22 protein-coding genes are annotated in these 23,499 nt (G+C 62.4%); 12 read left to right on the plus strand and 10 right to left on the minus strand.

Translation table 11 applies throughout. The features are described from left to right. Position 1 precedes the first annotated feature (1 nt). Complete coding sequence (pgl, locus tag ACXAED_RS18565; RefSeq protein WP_475052219.1) at positions 2–673, minus strand: 6-phosphogluconolactonase; 672 nt, start codon at positions 671–673, stop codon at positions 2–4. Then, a complete protein-coding gene (zwf, locus tag ACXAED_RS18570; RefSeq protein WP_475052222.1) occupies positions 670–2,145 on the minus strand; it encodes a glucose-6-phosphate dehydrogenase in 1,476 nt (491 codons plus the stop codon). Before zwf ends, pgl begins: the two co-directional genes overlap by 4 nt. 139 nt (positions 2,146–2,284) lie before the next feature. Between zwf and ACXAED_RS18575 the strand changes: the two genes are divergently transcribed. Next, positions 2,285–3,238 carry a radical SAM protein gene (locus ACXAED_RS18575; protein ID WP_475052223.1) on the plus strand — a complete coding sequence of 318 codons (954 nt, stop codon included), beginning with the start codon at positions 2,285–2,287 and terminating at the stop codon, positions 3,236–3,238. Between the two features lie 7 nt (positions 3,239–3,245). Here ACXAED_RS18575 and ACXAED_RS18580 read toward each other — a convergent pair whose 3' ends face one another. Together ACXAED_RS18580 and ACXAED_RS18585 are read right to left on the minus strand one after the other, a co-directional pair. Continuing rightward, positions 3,246–4,373, minus strand: a complete 1,128-nt coding sequence (locus tag ACXAED_RS18580) for a hypothetical protein (RefSeq protein WP_475052225.1) — start codon at positions 4,371–4,373, stop codon at positions 3,246–3,248. A gap of 180 nt (positions 4,374–4,553) precedes the next feature. Continuing rightward, positions 4,554–4,823 (minus strand): usg protein, encoded by a 270-nt coding sequence (locus tag ACXAED_RS18585; protein WP_475052227.1) that lies wholly within the window; start codon positions 4,821–4,823, stop codon positions 4,554–4,556. Between the two features lie 224 nt (positions 4,824–5,047). Between ACXAED_RS18585 and gyrA the strand changes: the two genes are divergently transcribed. Then, entirely contained in the window at positions 5,048–7,756 is a 2,709-nt protein-coding gene (gene gyrA / locus ACXAED_RS18590) for a DNA gyrase subunit A (protein WP_475053142.1), read from the plus strand. A 127-nt stretch (positions 7,757–7,883) separates the two neighbouring features. After that, positions 7,884–8,234 (plus strand): DUF6614 family protein, encoded by a 351-nt coding sequence (locus tag ACXAED_RS18595; RefSeq protein WP_475052229.1) that lies wholly within the window; start codon positions 7,884–7,886, stop codon positions 8,232–8,234. Positions 8,235–8,426: 192 nt separating this feature from the next. On the opposite strand, the gene ACXAED_RS18600 is transcribed toward ACXAED_RS18595, so the two are convergent. From ACXAED_RS18600 to ACXAED_RS18610, 3 genes are read right to left on the minus strand one after another with little or no spacing between them, the layout of a single operon-like run. Continuing rightward, on the minus strand, positions 8,427–9,896 hold the full coding sequence (locus tag ACXAED_RS18600) for a carboxypeptidase M32 (RefSeq protein WP_475052230.1): 1,470 nt from the start codon (positions 9,894–9,896) through the stop codon (positions 8,427–8,429). A 3-nt stretch (positions 9,897–9,899) separates the two neighbouring features. After that, entirely contained in the window at positions 9,900–11,045 is a 1,146-nt protein-coding gene (gene ctaA, locus ACXAED_RS18605) for a heme A synthase (protein WP_475052232.1), read from the minus strand. Positions 11,046–11,105: 60 nt separating this feature from the next. Beyond that, positions 11,106–11,858: an RNA methyltransferase gene (locus tag ACXAED_RS18610; RefSeq protein ID WP_475052233.1), complete on the minus strand. Its 753-nt coding sequence runs from the start codon at positions 11,856–11,858 to the stop codon at positions 11,106–11,108. Positions 11,859–12,039: 181 nt separating this feature from the next. Here ACXAED_RS18610 and ACXAED_RS18615 point away from each other — a divergent pair, with 181 nt between their 5' ends. Further along, a complete protein-coding gene (locus ACXAED_RS18615; protein WP_475052235.1) occupies positions 12,040–12,672 on the plus strand; it encodes a thiamine phosphate synthase in 633 nt (210 codons plus the stop codon). 14 nt (positions 12,673–12,686) lie between these two features. Here ACXAED_RS18615 and ACXAED_RS18620 read toward each other — a convergent pair whose 3' ends face one another. Continuing rightward, positions 12,687–13,838 carry a HupE/UreJ family protein gene (locus ACXAED_RS18620; protein ID WP_475052237.1) on the minus strand — a complete coding sequence of 384 codons (1,152 nt, stop codon included), beginning with the start codon at positions 13,836–13,838 and terminating at the stop codon, positions 12,687–12,689. Here ACXAED_RS18620 and ACXAED_RS18625 point away from each other — a divergent pair. The 4 genes from ACXAED_RS18625 (at position 13,837) to ACXAED_RS18640 (ending at position 17,304) form a co-directional block, all read left to right on the plus strand. After that, positions 13,837–14,646: a DUF4198 domain-containing protein gene (locus ACXAED_RS18625; RefSeq protein WP_475052238.1), complete on the plus strand. Its 810-nt coding sequence runs from the start codon at positions 13,837–13,839 to the stop codon at positions 14,644–14,646. The genes ACXAED_RS18620 and ACXAED_RS18625 overlap by 2 nt on opposite strands. Before the next feature lie 41 nt (positions 14,647–14,687). Further along, positions 14,688–15,596 (plus strand): PfkB family carbohydrate kinase, encoded by a 909-nt coding sequence (locus tag ACXAED_RS18630; RefSeq protein WP_475052239.1) that lies wholly within the window; start codon positions 14,688–14,690, stop codon positions 15,594–15,596. Next, on the plus strand, positions 15,593–16,507 hold the full coding sequence (locus tag ACXAED_RS18635) for a pseudouridine-5'-phosphate glycosidase (RefSeq protein WP_475052242.1): 915 nt from the start codon (positions 15,593–15,595) through the stop codon (positions 16,505–16,507). The genes ACXAED_RS18630 and ACXAED_RS18635 overlap by 4 nt, the downstream gene beginning before the upstream one ends. 80 nt (positions 16,508–16,587) lie before the next feature. After that, positions 16,588–17,304, plus strand: coding sequence for a DUF502 domain-containing protein (locus ACXAED_RS18640; protein WP_475052243.1), 717 nt, complete (start codon positions 16,588–16,590; stop codon positions 17,302–17,304). On the opposite strand, the gene ACXAED_RS18645 is transcribed toward ACXAED_RS18640, so the two are convergent. Together ACXAED_RS18645 and ACXAED_RS18650 are read right to left on the minus strand one after the other, a co-directional pair. Then, the gene (locus ACXAED_RS18645; protein WP_475052244.1) at positions 17,301–18,329 is read right to left on the minus strand and encodes a patatin-like phospholipase family protein; all 1,029 of its coding nucleotides are present in this window, start codon (positions 18,327–18,329) and stop codon (positions 17,301–17,303) included. The genes ACXAED_RS18640 and ACXAED_RS18645 overlap by 4 nt on opposite strands. 98 nt (positions 18,330–18,427) lie before the next feature. Then, a complete protein-coding gene (locus ACXAED_RS18650) occupies positions 18,428–19,201 on the minus strand; it encodes a 3-hydroxybutyrate dehydrogenase (protein WP_475052247.1) in 774 nt (257 codons plus the stop codon). Between the two features lie 355 nt (positions 19,202–19,556). Between ACXAED_RS18650 and ACXAED_RS18655 the strand changes: the two genes are divergently transcribed. The 4 genes from ACXAED_RS18655 (at position 19,557) to ACXAED_RS18670 (ending at position 23,471) form a co-directional block, all read left to right on the plus strand. Continuing rightward, a complete protein-coding gene (locus tag ACXAED_RS18655) occupies positions 19,557–21,344 on the plus strand; it encodes an extracellular solute-binding protein (RefSeq protein WP_475052250.1) in 1,788 nt (595 codons plus the stop codon). Between the two features lie 72 nt (positions 21,345–21,416). Next, complete coding sequence (locus ACXAED_RS18660) at positions 21,417–22,250, plus strand: arsenate reductase/protein-tyrosine-phosphatase family protein (RefSeq protein ID WP_475052251.1); 834 nt, start codon at positions 21,417–21,419, stop codon at positions 22,248–22,250. 22 nt (positions 22,251–22,272) lie between these two features. Further along, complete coding sequence (locus ACXAED_RS18665) at positions 22,273–22,749, plus strand: arsenate reductase ArsC (protein ID WP_475052253.1); 477 nt, start codon at positions 22,273–22,275, stop codon at positions 22,747–22,749. Then, a complete protein-coding gene (locus ACXAED_RS18670) occupies positions 22,746–23,471 on the plus strand; it encodes an aquaporin (RefSeq protein ID WP_475052256.1) in 726 nt (241 codons plus the stop codon). Before ACXAED_RS18665 ends, ACXAED_RS18670 begins: the two co-directional genes overlap by 4 nt. Positions 23,472–23,499 lie beyond the last annotated feature (28 nt).

Below are 23,499 nucleotides of genomic sequence, written 5' to 3' on the forward strand. Positions count from 1 at the left end.
ATCAAGGTGCCCAATGGACGGTGGCCTCGGACAATACGGCCTGGACCGGCGCATCTTCCGGCGGCAAGGACATCGCTTGTTCAAGCGCCCGCCGTTTGGCATCGCCGAATATTACCAAATGCTTTGCAATCGCACCGTCCAGCACCCGTGCGGTCAGACTGACCCGGGGCTCCGGCTGGCTGTCCGGACGCATGACCGTGAGCGCAGGCGCATCCGGCTCCAAAGCCGCTTCAATACCCGCCGTGCCGGGGAACAGAGACGCAGTGTGCATGTCCTCGCCCATGCCCAGCAGCAGAACCGACAGCGGCAGCTCCGGCACCACCCGGCTCTCGAGTTCCGCCAGAACATCCTCAGGCTCGCGTTCCGGCACATGGAACGGCAGGAATTGCGCCGCAGACGCCCGGTTTTGCAGGAGCCGCGCCCGGATCATCGCAGCGTTGGACCGCGCGCTGTCCGCAGGCACCCAGCGTTCGTCTGTCGCCATCACATGCACCCGGTCCCATTCGATGTCCGCAGCGCACAGATCGTCAAAGATGAGGCCCGGCGTGGACCCGCCAGCTACCGCAAAGGATACTGTATCGTGATGCAGAAGATGGGTTTTCAGATCCCCTGCGATTTCGTTCGCAACTTCAATCGCCAGCATGTCCTGGTCAGGGTACTCGTTGAATTTCATGGGTTTATCCCCCTCCATTCACGCCCATCGCGGCGCATCAGCAAATCGGCATCCCCGGGACCGGTACTGCCGCTTTCATAAGGTTTAGGCACATCGCCCCGGGACTTCCAGCCCGCAATCACCGGGTCTGTCCAGGCCCAGGCCGCCTCCACTTCGTCCCCCCTCATAAACAACGTCTGGTTGCCGCGCACAACATCCATAATCAGCCGCTCGTAGGCATCAGGCGGATCGCCGCCCTCCGGCCCCAGCGCCTCGGCAAAGCTCATGTCCAAGGGCACGTCGATCAGCCGCATGCCGCCCTGCCCCGGCTCCTTGATGGTCACGCTGAGCGTGATCCCCTCATTCGGCTGCAGGCGGATCATCAGGTGATTGGCATGACGCCCCGCCTCGGCTCCGAAGATCGAATGCGGCGCGTCCTTGAACATCACGTTGATGACCGAGGATCGGTTCACCAGCCGCTTGCCGGTGCGAAGGTAGAACGGCGTGCCCGCCCACCGCCAGTTGCTGATATGCGCCTTCAGCGCCACATAGCTCTCAGTCGTGCTGCGCGGGTTGCCGACCAGACCGCGGTAGGACGGATGCGGCGCCTCCGGGTCCAGCCGCGCCTGATACTGGCCGCGCACGATGTGATGCGGCTCCACCGGGTCTAAGGCCCGGATCACCTTCAGCTTCTCGTCGCGCACCGCGTCCGGGTCGAATTTCGCGGGCGGCTCCATCGCGATCAGGCACAGAAGCTGCATCAGATGGTTCTGCATCATGTCGCGCATGGCACCGGCGCGCTCATAGTATTCCTCGCGGCCCTCGACGCCAACGGTTTCGGCCACGGTGATCTGGATGTGATCGACATACTGGCTGTTCCAAAGCGGCTCGAACAGCATGTTGCCAAAGCGGACCGCCATCAGGTTCTGCACCGTTTCCTTGCCCAGGTAATGGTCAATCCGGTAAATCTGGCTTTCGTCAAAATGACTGGCGAGCGTCCGGTTCAACTCCCGTGCAGAAGCCAGATCGCGGCCAAAGGGTTTTTCCACCACGATCCGGGTCTGCGGAGTGGCAAGACCGTATCGGTGCAGGCGCTCCGCCAGCGGACCGAACAGCGCCGGGCCGACAGAGAAATAGAACATGCTGATGCGCTGATCCTCTGCCCCTTCCAGCTCTTGCCCAAGCTGCTGCCAGCCCGACTCGCCCAAGGCATCCAGCGAAACGTAGCTGACCCGCTCCAGGAACGCCTCAAGCGCGCCGCCGCCACAAGCCCTGGGGCCTGCGTGCTCGCGGATCGATTCCGCAACAACAGTACGGTAGTCCGCGCTGCTCATGGCCGTGCGCGCGGCGCCGATGATCCGCTCACCGCCCGGCAGCTGGCCGGCGCAATGGCGGCGGAACAGCGCGGGCAGGATCTTGCGCTGCGCCAGATCGCCCGTGCCGCCGAAAATCACCAGGTCAAACGGGTCGACCGGTATCACACGCGAAACCATTATTGTTCTTCCTGTCTAAGCCGGTGCAAGCGCGGCACACCGCCGCTCACATCCCTGTCATGTGCCTGCCCGGCTGCTTTCATTTCCTGCCTAGTATAAGGTAGCTTCCGGCGAAAGAAACGCCTCAGAGGACATCTGCATGAAAGACCTGCAAAAACCCGTCGCGAACCTAGGCAAGTTTCAAGACGCTTACGTGACGGCAGACGGTCAGGAACGCGCCTATGTTCCGCTCAGCGACCCGCAGACCCTTTGGTTCAACACCGGTACTCTGTGCAATATCGAATGCAGCAACTGCTATATCCTGAGCTCCCCTACCAACGATGCGCTGGTCTATCTGACCGAGGCTGAAGTGCAGAGCTATCTGGATCAGATCGCAGCACGCGGCTGGCCAATCCGCGAAATCGGCTTCACCGGCGGCGAGCCTTTCATGAACCCCGGGATGATCGCAATGACCCGCGCCGCGCTGGAGCGAGGGTTCGAGGTTCTGATCCTCACCAACGCCATGCGCCCGATGATGCGCAAACCGGTGAAGGCCGGGCTTCTGGACTTGCGCGAACGGTTTGGAGACAAGCTGACCCTGCGGATATCCGTCGATCACCACAGTGCGGCGCTGCACGACGAGGAGCGCGGCGCAGGCAGCTTTGCCAGGACCATCGAAGGCATGGAATGGCTGCGCGACAATGGTTTCCGGATGGCCGTGGCCGGCCGCACGGTCTGGGGGGAGAATGAAGCCGAAGCCCGTACCGGTTATGCCGCGCTGTTTGCCTCGCATGGCTTTGCAATCGACGCGCAGGACCCAGGCCAGACAGTGCTGTTTCCGGAAATGGATGAACGTGTGGAAGTTCCCGAAATCACAACCGCGTGCTGGGGCATTCTCAACAAAAGCCCGCAAGATGTCATGTGCGCGTCATCACGGATGGTGGTCAAACGCAAAGGCGCAGAGACACCCGCCGTTCTCGCCTGCACCCTGCTGCCCTACGCGCCGGAGTTCGAATTGGGGACAACCTTGGCCGAGGCCGAACAGGCAGTGCAGCTGAACCACCCCCACTGCGCCAAATTCTGCGTCCTTGGGGGGGCCAGCTGCTCCGCCTGACTGGCCGTTAGTACTCCCAGTCTCCGGTGGTGAAATTGGCGGCGCTCAACGTCACGTCGGTGGTGAATTCCACCAGCACGTTATCGCCATAGTACAGCTTGTTCTCGGCGTTGCTCATGTACAGGCGGTCTTCGCTGGCGTCCTCCCACTCCGACCTGTCGAAGGTCACGTCAGTGTTGCGGGAGATCGTTCCCGCGGCTTCGTCAGCGTCAAAAACAAACACATCATTCTGGGCTGAGAAGTCATCCAGAACCGCGACCGTGGAATAAGCGTCCAGCTCGATGAACAGCTCATCCTTGCCCGATCCGGTAGAGATCGTGTCGGCAGCGTTTTTAAAGCTGCCGGTCAGAATATAGATATCGTCGTTGCCCCCGCCCGCTTTCAGACGTTCTGAGTGCATCCCTTCCAGAACAATCGTGTCGGCGCCGGAACCGGTACGGATATTCGCGGTCAAACCGTCGGGATAAGCAATGGTGGTTCCATTAATCACCACAGTATCCTTACCCTTGCCAGTGGAGACACTGAGGCCTGCGGTTACATTCCAGAACCCGTTGAATTCAAAGTAGTCACTGCCTGCGCCAGTGTTCACGCGCAGGTCGCTGACATCGTGCTCAGTTGAATACTCGACATGATCATTGCCGGCCAGGGTCTTGATCTTGACGGTTGCATCCCCCGCAGCCGCCCACTGCCGGATGTCCAGAGTGTCGTCCTGGCGGCCGGACCGGATAACGAAATCTCCATCGCCCGTGCTGGTCCCCAGGTCTATGCCGTAATCCCAATGCTCAACGGACCGGACGCTTGTCTCGATGTTGGAGAGGTCCAGAGTAAACCCGCCGGTGATCTGCGTGTCGATCTCCGAGGACACGGTGTCGTAGCCGGCGCCGCCGTTGAAGCTGAGCTGACTGTAGTCGCTCAGCGTGCTACCGTTGACGAGATCGAAATTGAGCGTGCCCAGAGTATCGGCTCCGCCCCCGCCGAAGAACCGGTCTGACAAATCGGGGTACAGCACGCCGTTCACGTCGTGATGGTAAATCGAAAACGTGTCGTCGCCGTCCCGGCCGTACAAGCTCTCGCGAATTGTTTGGGTGGCTTCCAGGTCGTTGTCGAACCTGGTTCCCAGAATATATTTACGCATTAATTCCTGCCGTGCTTTCCGATTATTGACTGCTCGCAATCGTCTGGTGCCGCCCGAATCCGCCGCACTGCACCAGAGAACTTAACACGCATAGGAGTAAGCCCGCCGTTTGGTTCCCGCAATATCAAAGGAACTTCCCTGCGCCCCAAGGCCGCCAGCCTCCTTCAGGACAGGACCGGCCTAGTGGATCGGGAACTCGCCAACGACATTGCGCCATTGGCCCGGCCCGATCATCTTGCGGTGGGTAAAGCGCACCGAATGCAAGGGCCCCTCGATCTCCCGGTGCCAGAATTCGATGAACTCAAACAGCCGCGGGTGATCCGGCGCAAGATCGTATTCCTGCCAGACAAACGTATTCAGAACATGGATGTAATCGGGCATCCGGTAGGTGAATTCCGCCGTGGTCAGCCCGTATCCTTTCAGCATCAGCTCGGTTTCGCTGGTCTCCATCTCTAGCCTCCAATTCTTACCCCCTCCTGTTGATGCTAGGGTGCAATTGGTTAATTTCCTCAAAAACAGTGCGTTACCACCGCGTGAACGGCTGGAATCCGGCATTTCCGGGCTGTGTGCTTGCGCCCCATATACGGTCTCTGATAGGGTGCGAACACAATATATAGAGCCAGAAGAAAGAGCGGGCAGCCAACGTGAGCGATACGCCGGAAACTCCTGAAAACATGGACGAAAACCTGCCGGAACGCCCGGCCTATGACGGACCGACCGTTTCCATCGAAGCCGAGATGCGCAACTCGTATCTCGACTATGCGATGTCGGTCATCGTCAGCCGTGCAATTCCCGACCTGCGGGACGGTCTGAAACCGGTGCACCGCCGCATTCTCTATGCGATGCACGAATCCGGCAACACCCACGACAAGGCCTACCGCAAGTCGGCGCGCCCTGTCGGCGACGTGATGGGTAAATACCACCCGCACGGCGACAGCGCGATCTATGACGCGCTGGTGCGGATGGCGCAGGACTTCTCGATGTCGCTGCCGCTTCTGGACGGCCAGGGCAACTTCGGCTCGATGGACGGCGACAACCCGGCGGCCATGCGTTACACCGAGGTCCGCATGGACAAGCCCGCCGCGGCGATCCTGGCGGATATCGAAAAAGAAACCGTCGATTTCCAGGACAACTACGACGGCAAGGACCGCGAGCCGACCGTGCTCCCGGCCCGCTTCCCGAACATGCTGGTCAACGGCGCCGGCGGTATCGCGGTCGGCATGGCCACCAACATTCCGCCGCACAACCTGGGCGAAGTGGTCGACGCAACGCTTGCGCTGATCGACGACCCGGATCTGACCAGCGAGCAGCTGATCGAGTACATCCCCGGCCCCGACTTCCCGACCGGCGGTGTGATGCTGGGCCGCTCCGGTGCCCGCAAGGCCTATCTCGAAGGCCGCGGCAGCGTGATCATCCGCTCGAAAACCCGCGTCGAGGAGATCCGCAAGGACCGCTATGCCATTGTCGTGGACGAGATCCCCTATCAGGTGAACAAGGCCGCGATGATCGAGAAGATTGCCGAGCAGGTCCGCGAAAAGCGGATCGAGGGCGTGGCGCATGTGCAGGACGAATCCGACCGCAATGGCGTGCGTGTGGTGGTCGAGCTGAAGCGGGACGCAACGCCCGAGGTGGTACTGAACCAGCTGTTCCGCTTCACCCCGATGCAGACCTCCTTCGGCTGCAACATGCTGGCGCTGAACGGCGGCCGGCCGGAGCAGCTGACGCTGCGCAAGTTCCTGACCTCCTTCATTGATTTCCGGGAGGACGTTGTCGCCCGCCGCACCGCGCACCTGTTGCGCAAAGCGCGTGAGCGCAGCCACATCCTGTGCGGTTTGGCCGTTGCGGTCTCCAACGTTGATGAAATCGTGGCAACGATCCGCTCTTCGGCAGATGCGGCTGAAGCGCGTGAAAAGCTGATGACCCGGCGCTGGCCGGCCGCCGACATCGCGGACTACATCCGCCTGATCGACGACCCGACCCACAAGATGAACGACGACGGGACCTATAACCTGTCTGAAACCCAGGCCCGCGCCATCCTGGAACTGCGCCTGCAGCGCCTGACCCAGATCGGCGTCAAGGAAGTCACCGACGAGCTGGAAGAACTGGCGGCCAAGATCAAGGAATACCTTGAGATTCTGTCCTCGCGCGAGCGCATCATGGGCATCATCGGCGACGAGCTGCGCGAAGTGCGCGACAACTTCGCCGTGCCGCGCCGCACCGAGATCGTCGACTGGTCCGGCGACATGGAGGACGAGGACCTGATCGAGCGCGAGGACATGGTGGTGACCGTGACCTCCGGCGGCTACATCAAGCGCACTCCGCTGGCCGATTTCCGCGCCCAGAAGCGCGGCGGCAAGGGCGTCTCGGGTATGCAGACCAAGGAAGAGGATGTGATCACCACCCTCTTCGTGGCTAACACCCATACCCAGCTGTTGTTCTTCACCACAGACGGCATGGTCTACAAGCTCAAGACCTGGCGCCTGCCGCAAGGCGGCCGCACCTCCAAGGGCAAAGCGATTGTGAACATCCTGCCGATCCCCACAGGCGTGTCCATCGCCGCCATCATGCCGGTCGATGTGCCGGATGAGGAATGGGAAAACCTGCAGGTGGTTTTTGCGACCTCCGGCGGCGACGTGCGCCGCAACCGGCTGTCCGACTTCACAAACGTCCGCCGGAACGGCAAGATCGCGATGAAACTGCCGGAAGACGGCTCCGTCAAACTGGTGAACGTGCGCATCTGCTCGGAAGACGACGATGTGATGCTGTTCACCAATTCCGGCCGCGCCATCCGCTTCCGCTCCACTGACGTGCGAGTGTTCAACTCGCGCGAATCCACCGGTGTCCGCGGCATCAAGCTGACTGGCGAGGACAGCGTGGTCTCGATGTCCGTCATCCGCCACTCCAAGTACACACCGGAGCAGCGAACGGCCTACCTCAAGATGCGCCGGGCAATGGCCGGCCTGACCGACGACGCTGACGCTTCGGATGAGGATGCACCCGAGGATCCGAACTTCTCCACCGAGCTCTATGCAGAGATGTCGGCAGCGGAGAACCTGATCTTGACGATTACCGCGGGCGGTTCGGGCAAGCTGTCGTCCTCGCACGATTACCCGGTGCGCGGCCGCGGCGGCATGGGCGTGACCGCCATGGACAAGGCGATGCGCGGCGGTGAGATCGTGGCTTCCTTCCCGGTTGAGATGGACGACCAGATCATGCTGGCGACGTCCAAGGGCCAGTCGATCCGGGTTCCTGTCGATGGCATCTCCTTCCGGTCGCGTTCGGCCGGCGGGGTGCGGGTGTTCAACACCGGCAAGGGTGAAGAAGTGGTATCCGTCGCCTGGATCGCCGAAAACGGCGAGGAAGAGGACGGCGGCGAAGAATAAGCCCATCCCATTGGAAACGCTGAACGCCGTCCCGTTGCCGGGGCGGCGTTCGCTTTGTTAACGGCCCCCTAACGGGTTTCGGGCATTCTTGCGGTCAAGTTCCGTTTTCTCAGCAAGGGGATGCCCCATGAACTTGTATCACTGCTCCATCGACCTGCATCACGAAGCCAAGGCCCTGAGCTTTGCCAGCGCGGTTGAGCAATGGATAAGCTATCTGCAAGAACGCGGTGTGGTGCTGGGCTGGCGTCTGCTGCGGCGCAAGCTGAATTTGGCCAGCGACAACTGCCGGGACTTTCTTCTCGAAATCGAATTTCGTGACATGACCCAGCTCGACCAAGCCTTCCGCGTTCTGGGTGAACATGACGAGGAAGTGGAAAAGCTGTATTCAAATGTCACCGCCCTGATCGCCAGGGCGGAAATCGGCCTCTACCGGCCCTTCCCCGATCCGGAGCGGGCCGAACGGATGGCGTTGATCTGACGGTGGCCTCAGATCAGGGTTGGTGCCAGCACGAAGCTGGCAAAGATCAGGTAGGCTACGGCTGTATGCATCATTTTACTCTCTTCCACACGTCCCCACGTGCGCTGGAGAATACCGGATGAATACGGCATTTCCGGGGCAGCTGAATACCCGCCGCCCCGTCACCCCAATCCCGCCGTGCGCGGATGAGACTCACAGATCGTAAAGCAGACCGAATTTCTCTTCCAGATAGGCCAAAAGCGGCTCTTGTCCGGGCTCCATGCCAGCCGCATGGATAATGGTCTCACGCGGGCTGCGCAAACCACCATGCTGCTGCAGGTTTTGCTTCAGCCAGGCCGTAGCGCCTGAGGTATCACCCTCAGCCAGCTGTGCATCGAGACCGGGCAGATCCCGCCGCAGCGCCTGGTACAGGCAGCCGGCATAGACATTGCCCAGGCTGTAGGTCGGGAAATACCCGAACAGCCCGACCGACCAATGCACATCCTGCAGGCAGCCGTTGGACGGCTTGTCCACCGCATAGCCGAAGTCCGCCTCGAACCGGTCGTTCCAGGCCGCTTCCAGATCCGTCACCGCCAGATCGCCGCTCATCAGCGCGCGCTCCAGGCCGAACCTCAGCATGATATGGAGGTTGTATTGCAGCTCATCCGCTTCTGTCCGGATATAGCCTTTATGCACTGCGTTGACGGCGGCATAAAAGGCGTCCGCATCGGCAATCCCGAAATCGCCAAAGGCGGCTTTCATCTCCTCGAACAGCCAGCCGGTAAAGGCGCGGCTGCGGCCGATCTGGTTTTCATAGATCCGGCTTTGGCTTTCATGCACCCCCATCGACACACCGCTGCCCAGCGGGGTCAGCAGGTAATCACGGCTGATGTTCTGCTCATAGGCGCCGTGGCCGACCTCGTGGATGGTCGAATAGAAGCAGTTGAACGGATCTGTCTCGCTGGTCCGGGTGGTGATCCGAACATCCAGGCCGGAGCCGGAGCTAAACGGATGCACCGCCTTGTCGACCCGTCCGTGCCCCATGTCATAGCCGAACACCTTGGCAATCTTGCGCGTCAGCTTCATCTGCGCCGCTTCGTCGAAACTGCCGGTCAGCCCCTTCGGCGCGGGTTTCTCCAGCACCTTGGCGCGCAGCTCCACCAGTCCGGGGCGCATGGCATCAAAGATCTCCGCAATCGCGGTCCCGGTCATGCCGTGCTCATAGTCCTCGACCATGGCGTCATACACGTCACCGCCCGCGGACAGCGCCAAGCCTTCCTCGCGCTTCAGCGCGACGACTTCCTCCAGCACCGGCACGAACGCCGCCACATCCTCATCCGCCCGCGCCGCGGCCCATTGGCCCTGCGCCACGGAAGTCACCTGAGCGATTTTCTTGGCCAGATCTGCGGGCACCTTGACCGTGCGCTCATAGCTGCGGCGGATCTCCCGCAGCTGGGCTTCACCCGCCTCATTCGGGGCATCCGCCTGTTCCAGCCACTCCGCCACCCGCGGGTCGGAGCGGCGGGCGTGCAGCACTGCCTCCATCGCGGCCATTTCCTCGCCCCGCTGCGGTGCAGCCCCGCGCGGCATCATGGTTTCCTGATCCCAGCCCAGACGGCCCGCAATCTGCCCCAGCGCCTGGGTTTCGCGCTGGAAGGCCATCAATTCGTCAAATGCGCTCATAATTCAATGATCCTTGATCGAGGTTGCAATGGGATAGGCAGACAGGAAGCGGGCGCGCAGGATCAGCACCCAGACGCCAATTGCCACCAGCTGATGGGTGATCGCCGCATGCAGCGGCGCCGCGTAAACCACGGTGATGATCCCCAGCAGCACCTGCACGGACAGCGCCGCAATAACCGCGTTGAAGGCAAAGCGGGTGCGCGCATGGGCAGAGCTGCGCCCGCGCAGCCAGGCTACGACGCCAAACGCAAACAGCAGATAACCCGCCAACCGGTGGATGAACTGCACCAGACCGGGGTTTTCAAAGAAATTCTTCCAGACCGGCTCAATCATGAAGGGATTGGGCGGGATCACCTGCCCGCCCATCAGCGGCCAGTCGGTATAGGAACGGCCCGCATCAATGCCCGCCACCAGCGCGCCCAGCAAGATCTGCAGAAAGGCGAAGTGCATCAGGCCGGTGGAGAGGCTGAACAGCTTGGCCTCCTTGGCCCGGCGCGCCTGCATCAGCTCGCGCTCCTCGCGGCCCAGCATCAGCACGTACCAGGCGATGAAGCCGAGGATTACGAACGCGAGCCCCAGATGCACCGCCAGCCGGTAGGAGGCAACGGCGGTCATCCCCTCGCCCTGGGTGACGCCAGAGGCAACCATCCACCAGCCGATAGCGCCCTGCACGCCGCCGAGGACACCGGGCAGCAGAAGCCGTCCAGTCCAGCCCGCCGGAATCTTGCGCGCGGCCAGGAAGCCGAGGAAGCCAACAGCCCAAACCACGCCAATGAACCGGCCCAACTGGCGGTGGCCCCATTCCCACCAATAGATCTCTTTGAAATCAGACAGTTCCATCCATTGGTTCTGGATGCGCCACTGGTCGATTTCCTTGTATTTGCCGAACTCCGACTGCCATTCCGCCTCGGACATCGGCGGGATGGCCCCGGTCACGGGGCGCCATTCGGTGATCGACAGACCGCTGTCAGTCAGGCGCGTCAGCCCGCCCACCACGATCATCGCAACCACCAGGCCAAACAGAACCATCAGCCAGGCGCAGATCGCCTTGCGGGCGCCGCCGCGGCCGCGGTCGATCAGCCCCGGCTGCACCGCGGGCGCATCCTTCTTCTCGCCCTCGACCTCTTCAAAAATGCTGCGCTTGCTCATGCTTGCCTCTTTGTCTGTGCTGCCAAGCTAGGGGCGGTTTCGGAATTGGTCCAGAGCGGCTTATTCGCCGCCCCGCTCTTTCCAGCGGACCATCTGCCGCATGATCCCGTGCAGCATCTGCACGTCGGAGCGGGTCATCCGCATCCGGGACCACAGGTTGCGCAGGTTGGTCTTCATGCCCTCGGCCTTTTCCGGCGGATAGAAGAAGCCCGCGTCGTCCAGCCGCTCCTCGTAGTGCTCCACCAGCTTCTCGACTTCAACGCCGGTCGCCCAGTCGCCCTTGCGGCCCAGATCGGTGGTCTCATGCACCACATCGCCGGACTGGCGCATCCATTCATAGCCAGTGAGCAGCACGCATTGGCCCAGGTTCAGCGAGGCGTAAAGCGGGTTCACCGGCACGGAGATAATGGCGTTGGCCTTCGCGATATCCTCGTTTTCCAGGCCTGCGCGTTCCGGGCCGAACATCACCGCGACCTTCTCGCCCGCTGCGATCTTCTCCGCTGCGATCTGCATGGCGCGTTCCGGGCTGTAGACCGGCTTGGTCAACCCGCGCTGGCGGGCGGTGGTGGCGAAGACATAGGTGCAGTCGCCCAGCGCCTCCGGCACGTCCGCAAACAGCTGCGCCTCGTCCAGCAGACGGCCCGCGCCGGAGGACATTGCCACCGCCTTGGGGTTCGGCCAGCCGTCGCGCGGCGCCACGATGCGCATCCGGTCCAGCCCGAAGTTCCACATCGCCCGTGCGGCGGCGCCGATATTCTCGCCCATCTGCGGGCGGACAAGGACAAAGGCGGGCTGAGGGGTGTCGGTCGGCATGGCTGCAGGCATCCGTCTGTTGCGCGTTAAATCGGTAGTGCTGTAATCCCCGTGCGCGCCGGGGGCAAGGTCCGGCACCCGCGCAGGCCGTTTTTCCTGGCCCGTACCAGAGCGCAAATCCTTGCGTCCCGCAGCAAATACGGTAAACACCGTCCAATCGCCTGAACAATGGAGCACCATTATGGGAAGCCCTGCTAACGCACCGGAGCAGCCGCAGATCTACCTGATCTCCCCGCCGAGTTTCGAGTTGGGCAAATTCCCCGGTCTGCTGGCGCGGGTCCTGGATGAGGTCGACGTGGCCTGCGTGCGCCTGGATCTGGCCAGCCGCGATCAGGACACGCTGAGCCGCGCAGGCGACGCGCTGCGCGAAGTTACCATGGAGCGCGATGTGGCGCTGGTGATCTCAGACCATCAGATCCTGGCCGAACGGCTGGGGCTGGATGGCGTGCATCTAACGGACGCCTCCAAGTCCGTGCGCACGGCGCGCAAGGCACTGGGGCCGGATGCAATCGTCGGCTGCTTCTGCAGAGCCTCCCAGCACGACGGCATGGTGGCCGGCGAGGCGGGCGCGGATTACGTGAGCTTTGGCCCCGTAGGAACCTCCGGCCTGGGCGACGGTGCGCGGGCAGAGGCCGATCTGTTCGAATGGTGGTCGAAGATGATCGAGGTTCCGGTCGTTGCCGAAGGCGGGCTGACCGAGGAACTGGTGCGCGGTATCGCACCCAATACAGATTTCTTTGGCATCGGTGATGAGATCTGGCACGCGGAGGACCCGCTTGCAGCGCTCAAAGCTCTAATGCGGGCCATGGGCTGACCTTTACGCAGCCGCTAAAGAAACACCCGCTCCACAAACCAGTATCCGCCAATCATCGCGATGGTGACTGAGGCCGGGATCGCCACCCGGCCGCGGTATTTCGGGTGCCGCCCGAACCACAGGCGCACGCCCAGGTAGGCTGCGGCGATCACCGCCAGCTGGCCCAGCTCCACACCCACGTTGAAGCCGATCAGCGCAGGCAGGAATTGGTTTTGCGGCAGTCCGAATGCCCCCAGCACGGAGGCAAAGCCCAACCCGTGCAGCAGTCCGAAGCCGAAGATCACGAATGTGCGCCAGCTGTGCAGCTTTCGGGCAAAGATGTTCTCGACCGCGACAAAGACAATTGACAGGGCAATCAGCGGCTCGACGATGGCGGCGCTGACGGAAACCATGCCCAGCGCGCCCAGCGCCAGGGTGATAGTATGGGCGACGGTGAACACGCTCACTTGCAGCAGCAGCGGTTTCACCCGCGGGCTGAGGAAGAACAGGCCCAGCACAAACAGGATATGATCCAGCCCCTTGGGCAGGATGTGAGTAAAGCCGACGGGGATGTATTCCATGAAAGCCTCGACCGGTGTCTTGGCCGCACCTCCGCTCAGCGGGATCGGCGACGAAGTCTCTCCCCCCTGCAGATATCCGGTATAGGGCTCCGCTACCCCGTTCTGGCGCAGCACCACTCCGCCCGAACCCGCGGGCCAGGCAATGCGCAGGCTGCGGGCCTCGGGCGGGATCTCACCGTCAAACACAAGATAGGAGGCGCGCGGCAGGCTGGCGTCACCGACCTCCGGTATGGTGATCCGGGACAGGCTGAGGCCGATCCGGCCTGGCGCTTGAACGGAAAAGGTCTCAAGCCATTCCTCGGCAAAGAGCTGCACCATTGGTTCCAGCTCCTCCGCGCCCAGCGCGCGCAACTCGTCATAATCGGCGGCCTGTGCCGTCTGGTTGGTATCCTCAAGCCCGTCCAGATTTATCCCGGCAACAAATGCCTCGACGTTCAGCCTAAGCTCCAAGGAAATCCGGCCGTCCTCCACCCGGAAATCGGCTATCGCCGGAGTGACCTCATGGGCGCGGACACTTGCGGCGGCTATTGCAACCCAGCAGAACAGCAGCGCAAATATGATCCGCGGCCTCTTTAAGCCGCGACCGACAGCCAAGGACATTTCCATGCAATACCGCCTGTTCTGCTCAATTATCTGTGCCGGACTAGCCTATGGGGCCGCACCGGTATTATCCCACGAGTTTTGGATTGAGCCGGAGAAATATCAAGTGGAATCCGGCGAACCTTTGGTGGCGCGGCTGCGCAACGGTCAGGAGTTCAAGGGCGCTGAACAACCCTATCTTGATCACCGGATCGCCCGGTTCGAGGTGATCCAGGGCACAGACACCCATCCCTACCATGGCCGGATGGGGGATATGCCGGCCTTTACACAGGACATGCCGCAAGACGGCCTCGCCGTGCTCATCCATCAGACGCAGTCGCAAACCCTGACATATGACACCTGGGAAGAGTTTCAGGCCTTCATCGACCACAAAGCGTTTGGCGATATCCGCACGCAGCATCTGGAGCGCGGGCTGGCGGAGACGGGCTTCAGCGAGCAATACACCCGCTACGCAAAATCTCTGGTAGCGGTCCGGACAGGCAGAGGATCAGATGCGGCCACCGGGCTGGAGACAGAAATCGTTGCCCTGGCCAATCCCTATACCGATGATCTGTCCAACGGGCTGCCTGTCCGGGTGCTCTATCAGGGAGAGCCGAGGCCGCAAGCCCAAGTCGAGGTATTTGCCAAGGCCGCGGATGGCAGCGTTACCATCAGCACCCAGCGGACAGATGCGCAGGGCGAAACCGCTGTCGCCGTGATGCCGGGGCATCAATACCTGCTGGACGCTGTTGTCCTTCGCCCGGCGCCCGGCGGTAAAGATTACGTTTGGGAAAGCCATTGGGCCGCCCTGACCTTTGCGGTGCCGCCCCGGTGAAGCCGCTTGCAGAGGCCTGCCAAAGGCGGCAATAGGTCAATATGACACAAGCCTCTGCCACACAGCCCCCCGCCATTCTGTGCATCGGGTCGGTCCTTTGGGACATCATCGGCCGCTGCACCACGGAAATGCAGCGCGGCTCGGATATGCCCGGCCGCATTACCCGCCTGCCCGGCGGGGTTGCCATGAACATTGCCATGACGCTGTCGCGGTTCGGCGTCCAGCCCGCGCTGCTGACCGCCGTGGGCCGCGACCCCGAAGGCGACGAGCTGATCCATGCCTGCGGCCATTTCGGGCTGATCACCGACCACATCTACCGCTCCGAGGACCTGCCCACCGACCGCTACATGGCGGTGGAGGGCGCCAACGGGCTGATCGCCGCCATTGCCGACGCCCATTCGCTGGAAGCCGCCGGTGACAAGATCCTGCGCCCGCTGTCTGACGGCTCGCTCGGCACAGAGGCCGCGCCCTATGAGGGCCAGGTGGCGCTGGACGGAAACCTGACGCTGTCGCTGCTTGATGACATTGTCGCGAGCCCTGCCTTTGCCAAGGCCGACCTGCGCGTCGCGCCTGCCTCGCCGGGCAAAGCGGAACGGCTGCGCCCGTTCCTGACCCGCACCCGCGGCACGCTCTATGTGAACCTCGAAGAGTCAGGCATCCTGTGCCAGGCGGAGTTCACCGACAGCGAAACCGCAGCCAAGGCGATGCTGGACCGCGGCGCAGCACGGGTATTGGTCACCGATGGCGGCTCCTCCGCCACCGTGGCGGATGCCGAGGGCACCATTACCCTGCACCCGCCCCGCGTCACGGTCGCCCGGGTGACCGGTGCAGGCGATACCTTTATGGCCGCCCATATCGTTGCCGAGGCACGGGGCGAAGACCGTAAAACCGCATTGGCCTCAGCCCTCAAGGCTGCGGCAACCTACGTTTCAGGAGAACCCCCGCTGTGATCGACATTCAGTATTCGTCCGAGGTCCAGGCCGCCAAGTCCGAAGGCCGTGCCATTGTTGCGCTGGAGAGCACCATCATCACCCACGGCATGCCATACCCGCAGAACGTCGAGGTCGCGGCGCAGGTGGAGCAGGACATCCGCGATGCCGGCGCCGTCCCCGCCACCATGGCGGTGATCGCGGGCGTGCTGCACGTGGGTCTGGAGCCCGATCAGCTGCAAGCGCTGGGCCAGGCGAAAGGCGTCGCCAAGATTTCCCGCGCCGACATGCCCGCGTGCATCGCCACCGGCGGCACCGGAGCGACCACTGTGGCGGCCACCATGATCGCGGCGCGGCTGGCAGGCATCTCCGTCTTTGCCACGGGTGGCATCGGCGGTGTCCATAAGGGCGCTGAAACCACTTTCGACATTTCCGCCGACCTGATGGAGCTGGCACAGACCCCGGTTACCGTTGTGGCCGCAGGCGCCAAGGCGATCCTCGACCTGCCCAAAACCTTGGAAGTGCTGGAAACCCAGGGCGTTCCGGTCATTGCCTACGGGCAGGACAGCTTCCCTGCCTTCTGGTCGGCCCAGTCGGACCTGAAGGCGCCGCTGCGCATGGATGACCCGGCGCAGATCGCCCGCGCCCACGCCACCCGGGAGGCGATGGGCCTGCCCGGCGGCCAGCTGGTTGCCAACCCGATCCCGGCGGACGCCCAGATTGCGGCAGAAGACCTGGCCCCCGTCATCGCGCAGGCCCAGTCCGAGGCCGACGCCCAGGGCATCGCCGGCAAGGACGTGACCCCTTTCCTGCTCAGCCGCATCTTCGAACTGACAGAGGGCCGTTCGCTGACCGCGAATATCGCGCTGGTGCGAAACAATGCCCGGCTGGCGGCAAAGATTGCACAGGAACTCAACAATATCGCACAGTGAGTTGATTTTTGGGGCGGAAACCATTGCTCCGCCCCAAAACAGTGCCTAGGTTCCACCCGGAATTCCTGGAAAACTGATCTATGACCACGCCATTCGACGAAGAACCTCACCGCCGCAAGGGCCTGTTCGCAAGCCTGCGCGCCTCCTTCTTTACCGGCATCGTCGTGATCGCGCCGGTGGGGCTCACCATTTGGCTGTTGTGGTCGGTGATGGGCTGGATCGACAGCGTGGTGCTGCCGCTGGTTCCGCACACGTTCCGGCCCGAGCAATACATCGGCATCAACCTGCGCGGCGTCGGGTTGATCATCTTCCTGCTGTTCACAATTGTCGTCGGCTGGATCGCCAAGGGCATCCTGGGCCGCTCGCTGATCAGCTTTGCCGAAAGCCTGGTCGACCGGATGCCGGTGGTGCGTACCGTCTATTCAGGCATCAAGCAGATCTCCGAAACCGTCTTTGCCCAATCGGAGCGCAGCTTTGAAAAGGCCTGTCTGGTGCAATACCCGCGCAAGGGCATCTGGGCGATCGGCTTCATCTCGACCACCGCAAAGGGTGAGATTGCCAAGCGGGCGGAAACCAGCGGCGGGCTGGTGAGCGTCTTCCTCCCGACCACGCCGAACCCCACTTCGGGCTTCCTGCTGTTTGTGCCCGAGGAAGACGTGATCGAGCTGGACATGTCGGTGGAGGATTCCGCCAAGCTGGTGATCTCGGCGGGCCTGGTTTATCCGAACCCCAAGGACCCATCGAAACCGGTGGAGAACGGCAAAAAGACCAAGGCGCTCGAAAAAGAAAACGCCTAGCCGAACATCGCGGGCAAATCGGCTGAAGACCGAACCCCGAGATTTTCCCGGTGCTGAGTCAGGAAACCCTCTGCCGCCTCCCGGCCTGCCTGTTTGAGCCTTGCCAGGATCTGCGGCACCGGGATCAGCTTGGTGGTAACGGACAGCTTCGTCATCAGGGCGTCATCCGCGATCATGTGCACGCGAACCTGCTTCATCCGCCCCGGCTGAAGCGTGCCATCCGCCAGCAGCCGCTGCACAAAATGGACCGCCCTCAGTTCCCGCAGCAGCGAAGAGTTGAAGCTGATCTCATTCACCCGGTTGCGGATCTGCTGCGGCGTCTTGGGGATTTCCTCACGCTCCAGCGGGTTGATGTTCACGATCACCACATCCCCCGGCAGCGGTTCCTTGAACAGCGGAAACAAGGCCGGATTGCCGGTATAGCCGCCGTCCCAATAGGCCTCCATGCGGCCGGTGTCCGGGTCTTCGATCTCCACGGCCTGGAACATGTCCGGCAGGCAGGCGGAGGCAAGAATTGCATCCGTGCTGATCTCCTGCCCTTCAAAGATGCGGATCTTGCCTGTCCGAACGCAGGTCGCGCAAACGAACAACTCCGGACCGGCGCCTGCGCATACGTCTTCGAACCGGAACTTCTCCACCACCTCCCGCAGCGGGTTCTCATAGAACGGGCCATAGTGATAAGGGGAGATCACCTGGCTCACCGCCTCCATCGGCGTGAAAGGCATAACGGCTTCCAAGGCCCCGGCCCAGGCCACCGCATCGAACCGCGTCAGCCAATGGGTGAACCTCATATCCCCCACGGCCCCCATGCGCTGCCATAGACCGTCCAGCGCCGCCTTGGCGCCCTGCCGCCCGCCCTGCACCATGCCGGACTTGAAGGCAGCCCCATTAAGCGCACCGGCCGATGTGCCGGTAATCCCGGCCACCTCGATCCCCTCATCCTCCAGCAGACGGTCCAGCACCCCCCAGGTGAACGCCCCATGCGCGCCGCCGCCCTGCAGGGCCAGATTGATCTTAACAGTCATACTCTGATCCGCCTCTTCATCTGGCTGAAAATATCCCGGGGGTGAATTGGCCGCCAGGCCAAGAGGGGGCCGCCCCCTCTCGCCTCCTCATAGTGCGGTTACAGCGCGGTCCAGCCGCCGTCGACGCTGATCGCGGTGCCGGTGATCTGCGCCGCCGCGTCCGAGCACAGGAACACAGCAGTGCCGCCCAGTTGCTCGACAGTGGCGAACTCGCGGCTCGGCTGGCGCTCCAGCATCACCTTCTTGATCACCTCTTCCCGGCCCATGCTGTATTTCTCCATGGTGTCCGGGATCTGCGCCTCCACCAGCGGCGTCAGCACATAGCCGGGGCAGATCGCATTGCAGGTGATCGGCTCCTCCGCTGTTTCCAGCGCCACCGTCTTGGTCATGCCCACAACCCCGTGCTTGGCCGCCACATAGGCCGCCTTGTAGGGCGATGCCGTCAGACCGTGCGCAGAGGCGATGTTGACGATCCGGCCCCAGCCTGCGGCGCGCATCTTGGGCAGGGCTGCCGCCATGGTGTGAAAGTTCGAGTTCATGTTGATGGCGATGATCGCATCCCACTTGTCCTGCGGGAACTCGTCAATCGGCGACACATGCTGGATGCCTGCGTTGTTGATCAGGATATCGCAGGCCCCGGCCTTTTCGATCAGCGCCCGGCAGTCGGCGCCCTTGGACATGTCGGCCTGGATGTACTGTGCCTTGACGCTGAATTCACGGGCCAGTTCTTCTGCCAGCGCGTGATCCTCCTCCCGGTCGGTGAAGGAGTTCAGCACCACATTGGCCCCTGCCCGCGCCAGTTCGCGGGCTACTCCCAGGCCAATGCCTGAATTTGATCCGGTGATGACGGCAGTCTTCCCTTGCAAGGACATCAGCTTCTCCGCTTTGGCTCATTGAAACTGCCGCCACTGTGCCATGCTGCAGATGCAAAAGAAACGCGTAAGACTACGGAGAGCCCGGCAGGAACGCAGGGGCATTTTCAGTCAGACCGGAAGTAAAACACCGCAGAAAAAAACGCCCGCACGAGGCGGGCGTTAGTTATTGAGGCAGGTTTCATACAGGCAAGAAACCTATCGAGCAGTGATCTCTTTATAAGCAATTTCCGGCTTTCGTCCAAGCTAAAAGTTTGAAAAGACGAAAAAGCGCACGTAGCGTGCAGAGGCAAGAAAATAAGGGCAGAGCGGGATTGTTGTGAAACTGCGAAAAGAAAATTTCCTAAATCTTCGCATGGCACTGGCTGGAATCACCTTGGCATTTGCCGCGAATTCCGCGCAGGCAGAATTGGCGCATGGCATAGCTATGTACGGGGACCCCGCCCTGCCACCGGATTTTGTGTCTTTGCCCTACGCCAACCCCGATGCCCCCAAAGGCGGCAAGGTGGTCTTTGGCAACACCGGCGGCTTTGACTCTCTGAACCCGTTCACCCTCAAAGGGACCTCTCCCTGGCAGCTGAGGTTCTGGGGATACGAAAGCCTGATGGGCCGCTCGTGGGACGAACCTTTCACCCTGTACGGCCTTCTGGCCGAATTGATTGAGGTGCCGGAGGACCGTTCCTGGGTGGAATTCACCCTGCGGGAAGAGGCGCGATTCTCCGACGGCAGCCCGGTCACCATCGAGGATGTGATCTGGTCCTATGAAACGCTCGGCACCCAAGGGCATCCCCGTTACCGCGGATTCTGGGCCAAGGTGGAGCGGATCGAACAGACCGGTCCGCGCAGCCTGCGCCTGACCTTCAACACCGAGGACCGCGAGCTGGCCCTGATCGCCGGAATGCGCCCGATCCTGAAAAAGGCGCAGTGGGAGGGCAAGGATTTCGCCAGCGATACAGTCGAAGGCGCCCCCATCGGCACCGGGGCTTATGTGGTCAGCGCCTATGAGCCGGGCCGCTTTGTCACCCTGCGCCGCAATCCGGATTACTGGGGCAAGGACCTGCCCCTGCAACGCGGCACCCAGAATTTCGACGAGATGCGCATCGACTTCTTCGGCGACGAAACCGTGCTGTTCGAGGCTTTCAAGGCGGGCGAGTTGAGCGCGGTGCGCGAATTCAATGCCGACAAGTGGGACAGTGTCTACAACTTCCCGGCCGTCACCCGCGGCGATGTGGTCAAAAGCGAAATCCCGCACCAGCGCCCTTCCGGCATGACCGGACTGGTGATGAATACGCGCCGTGCGCCGCTGGATGATTGGCGCGTGCGCGAGGCGCTGCTGCTGGCATTCAACTTCGAATACATCAACGGCACCGTGACCGGCGGCGTGCAGCCGCGCATCACCTCCTATTTCTCCGGCTCGGCACTGGGACTGCAGCCGGGGGCGGCCAGCGGCAAGGTGCGCGCGCTGCTGGAGCCGTTTGCGGACAGCCTGCTGCCCGGCACGCTGGACGGCTATACCCTGCCCCAGGGCGACGGCAGCAAGCGCAACCGCGGCAACCTGCGCAAGGCCATGAAATTGCTGGAAGACGCAGGCTGGACCGTCACCGGTGGGGTGCTGCGCAATAGTGAAGGACAAGCGCTGGACCTCACCGTGCTGATCCGTCAGGGCGACGGCGAGATGAAGACGGTGACGGAAATCTACGCCCGGGCGCTGGAGCGTCTGGGTATGACCCTCACCGCCGAAACTGTCGACAACGCGCAATATGTGGAGCGTGAAAACGCCTATGACTTCGACCTGACCCGCTACCGCCGGGAACTGTCGCTGAGCCCCGGCAACGAGCAGCGCTACTATTGGGGCCGCGACGGGGTTTCCCAGCCCGGCAGCCGCAACCTGATGGGGATGGACAGCCCCGCGGCCGAAGCGATGATCGACGCGATGCTGACCGCCAAGGCGCCCGAGGATTTCACCGCCGCCGTGCGGGCGCTGGACCGGGTGCTGACCGCGGGGCGTTACGTGATCCCGTTCTGGACATACGATGCCGGACGGATCGCCCACATCAAGGAAATGCGCTACCCGGATAAGCTCCCGATATACGGCGACCGCACCGGCTTCATGCCAGATGTCTGGTGGTACGAGGCCGATTGACGGCCTGACGCTGTGGGCCGATAGCCGCGAACTGAGTTGACAGCCGCTTCCAATTTCCGTATTTCGCGAACTATGGAAATAGAGATCACAGATAAGCTTGCTGCCCTGGCGCACCCCAACCGGCTAGCCCTGTTCCGCCTGCTGATGCGCCGCTATCCGGACGCCGTTCCTGCTGGGGAAATCGCCTCGGCGCTGGAGTTCAAGGCCAACACCGCCTCGGCCTATCTGTCAGTGCTGAAACAGGCCGGGCTGATCAGCCAGCACCGGACCGGCACCTCGCTGATGTACGCCGCCGACCTGCCGGGTCTGCGCGGCATGTTTGATGATCTGCTGTCCGGCTGCTGCCGGAACCGGCCAGATATCTGCTCCCCAGCCAGTTCTGAGGTAATGCCGGTTCCCACCACCGAGCGCCCTTTGAACGTGCTGTTCATCTGCACCGGCAATTCCGCCAGATCGCTTCTGGCCGAAGCCATTCTCAACCATGAGGGCGGCGGCAAATTCCGCGCCTATTCCGCGGGCACCAGCCCGTCTCCCGGCCCGCGGCCGGAAGTGACTGCGCTGCTGCAGGCCAAGGGGCACGACACCTCTGAACTGCGCTCCAAGGATTTGGGTGAATTCTCAGCGGAAGATGCGCCGCAGATGGATTTCGTCTTCACCGTCTGCGATCACGCCGCCAACGAGGAATGCCCGGCCTGGCCCGGCCAGCCGATGAGCGCCCATTGGGGGCTGGCCGATCCGGTGAAGGCGACAGGCACAGACGCCGAACGGCGCCTTGCCTTCCAGCAGGCCTACGGGCTGCTGCGCAACCGCATCAAAGCCTTTGCGGCGCTGCCTTTTGATACCCTCGACCGCATGTCGCTTCAGCACCGGGTTGACGATATCGGCCGCGCGAACTCTTCCGACTAACCCTCAATCACGGTCATCAATCATGAACATTCTCGTCCTATGCACGGGCAACTCCGCGCGCTCAATCCTGCTGGAGTCGATCTTCAATACGCTTGGTGCAGGCCGCGTGCGCGCCTATTCGGCAGGCTCCAACCCCACTGGCAAAGTGCATCCGCAATCGCTGGCGCTGCTCAAGGAACTGGGTCACGACACCTCCGGCGCCCGGTCCAAAAGCTGGGATGAGTTCGCCGCCGAGGACGCGCCGGAGATGGACATGGTCATCACCGTCTGCGCCTCAGCCGCGGGTGAAACCTGCCCGGTCTGGCCCGGCGCGCCGGTGCGCGCCCATTGGGGCGTAGAAGATCCCGCCGCGGCTGAGCAACCGGACTGGGACGCAGCCTTCCGCGCGGCCTATGCCACGCTGGAAAAACGCGCCAAGGCGCTGCTGGAGCTTCCATTTGAAACCATGAGCCCGGCGGAACTGACACAGCAGCTCAAGCGGATTGGAGATATCGCATGACCGCGCGGAAACTTCTGGCCGAGTGCCTGGGCACCGCCATGCTGCTGGTTGGTGTGGTGGGCTCCGGTATCATGGCGGAAACTCTTGCTGACGGAAACGTGGCCTTGGCACTGCTGGCCAATGCCGTTGCCACCGGCTGTATGCTCTATGTGATCATCACCACGCTGGGCCCGGTTTCCGGCGCCCATTTCAATCCGGCTGTCACGCTGGCCTTTGCCATGCGCGGCGAACACTCCTGGAGCGCGGTCGGGCCGTATGTTCTGGCGCAGATCGGTGGCGGTATTCTTGGTGTCTGGGCCTGTCACGTAATGTTCGATCTTGCAATTCTGCAAAGCTCGACCACCATGCACCGCACTGGAACTGCCCAATGGTTTTCCGAAATCCTGGCCACCTTCGGCCTGTTGTTCGTGATTTTCGGCGGGCTGCGGTCGCGTCCCGACGCGGTTCCCCCGCTGGTCGGCCTCTACATCACCGGCGCCTATTGGTTCACGTCCTCCACCAGCTTTGCCAACCCGGCGGTGACCATCGCCCGCGGCTTTACTGACACCTTCGCAGGCATCTATCCGGGCCACATTCCGATGTTCATCGTGATGCAGCTGATTGCGGTTGGGATCGGCCACGTGGTGCTGACGCGATTGTTTGCCGAGCGCTCAACTCCGGCGGAAACCCGCCAGAGGCCGGCAGACTTGACCCGGGCCCCAAGCCCGGACGTTACAAAATGACACGAAAAGTGTTACCATGGGGGGCCAA

This window comes from Leisingera sp. ABM4_103, assembly GCF_056158685.1.

Excerpts from the sequence above, each read along its gene's own strand:
- pgl (WP_475052219.1), bottom strand. The coding sequence starts at position 673 with ATGAAATTCAACGAGTACCCTGACCAGGACATGCTGGCGATTGAAGTT.
- zwf (WP_475052222.1), bottom strand. The coding sequence starts at position 2,145 with ATGGTTTCGCGTGTGATACCGGTCGACCCGTTTGACCTGGTGATTTTC.
- ACXAED_RS18575 (WP_475052223.1), top strand. The coding sequence starts at position 2,285 with ATGAAAGACCTGCAAAAACCCGTCGCGAACCTAGGCAAGTTTCAAGAC.
- ACXAED_RS18580 (WP_475052225.1), bottom strand. The coding sequence starts at position 4,373 with ATGCGTAAATATATTCTGGGAACCAGGTTCGACAACGACCTGGAAGCC.
- ACXAED_RS18585 (WP_475052227.1), bottom strand. The coding sequence starts at position 4,823 with ATGGAGACCAGCGAAACCGAGCTGATGCTGAAAGGATACGGGCTGACC.
- gyrA (WP_475053142.1), top strand. The coding sequence starts at position 5,048 with ATGGACGAAAACCTGCCGGAACGCCCGGCCTATGACGGACCGACCGTT.
- ACXAED_RS18595 (WP_475052229.1), top strand. The coding sequence starts at position 7,884 with ATGAACTTGTATCACTGCTCCATCGACCTGCATCACGAAGCCAAGGCC.
- ACXAED_RS18600 (WP_475052230.1), bottom strand. The coding sequence starts at position 9,896 with ATGAGCGCATTTGACGAATTGATGGCCTTCCAGCGCGAAACCCAGGCG.
- ctaA (WP_475052232.1), bottom strand. The coding sequence starts at position 11,045 with ATGAGCAAGCGCAGCATTTTTGAAGAGGTCGAGGGCGAGAAGAAGGAT.
- ACXAED_RS18610 (WP_475052233.1), bottom strand. The coding sequence starts at position 11,858 with ATGCCGACCGACACCCCTCAGCCCGCCTTTGTCCTTGTCCGCCCGCAG.
- ACXAED_RS18615 (WP_475052235.1), top strand. The coding sequence starts at position 12,040 with ATGGGAAGCCCTGCTAACGCACCGGAGCAGCCGCAGATCTACCTGATC.
- ACXAED_RS18625 (WP_475052238.1), top strand. The coding sequence starts at position 13,837 with ATGCAATACCGCCTGTTCTGCTCAATTATCTGTGCCGGACTAGCCTAT.
- ACXAED_RS18620 (WP_475052237.1), bottom strand. The coding sequence starts at position 13,838 with ATGGAAATGTCCTTGGCTGTCGGTCGCGGCTTAAAGAGGCCGCGGATC.
- ACXAED_RS18630 (WP_475052239.1), top strand. The coding sequence starts at position 14,688 with ATGACACAAGCCTCTGCCACACAGCCCCCCGCCATTCTGTGCATCGGG.
- ACXAED_RS18640 (WP_475052243.1), top strand. The coding sequence starts at position 16,588 with ATGACCACGCCATTCGACGAAGAACCTCACCGCCGCAAGGGCCTGTTC.
- ACXAED_RS18645 (WP_475052244.1), bottom strand. The coding sequence starts at position 18,329 with ATGACTGTTAAGATCAATCTGGCCCTGCAGGGCGGCGGCGCGCATGGG.
- ACXAED_RS18650 (WP_475052247.1), bottom strand. The coding sequence starts at position 19,201 with ATGTCCTTGCAAGGGAAGACTGCCGTCATCACCGGATCAAATTCAGGC.
- ACXAED_RS18655 (WP_475052250.1), top strand. The coding sequence starts at position 19,557 with ATGGCACTGGCTGGAATCACCTTGGCATTTGCCGCGAATTCCGCGCAG.
- ACXAED_RS18660 (WP_475052251.1), top strand. The coding sequence starts at position 21,417 with ATGGAAATAGAGATCACAGATAAGCTTGCTGCCCTGGCGCACCCCAAC.
- ACXAED_RS18665 (WP_475052253.1), top strand. The coding sequence starts at position 22,273 with ATGAACATTCTCGTCCTATGCACGGGCAACTCCGCGCGCTCAATCCTG.
- ACXAED_RS18670 (WP_475052256.1), top strand. The coding sequence starts at position 22,746 with ATGACCGCGCGGAAACTTCTGGCCGAGTGCCTGGGCACCGCCATGCTG.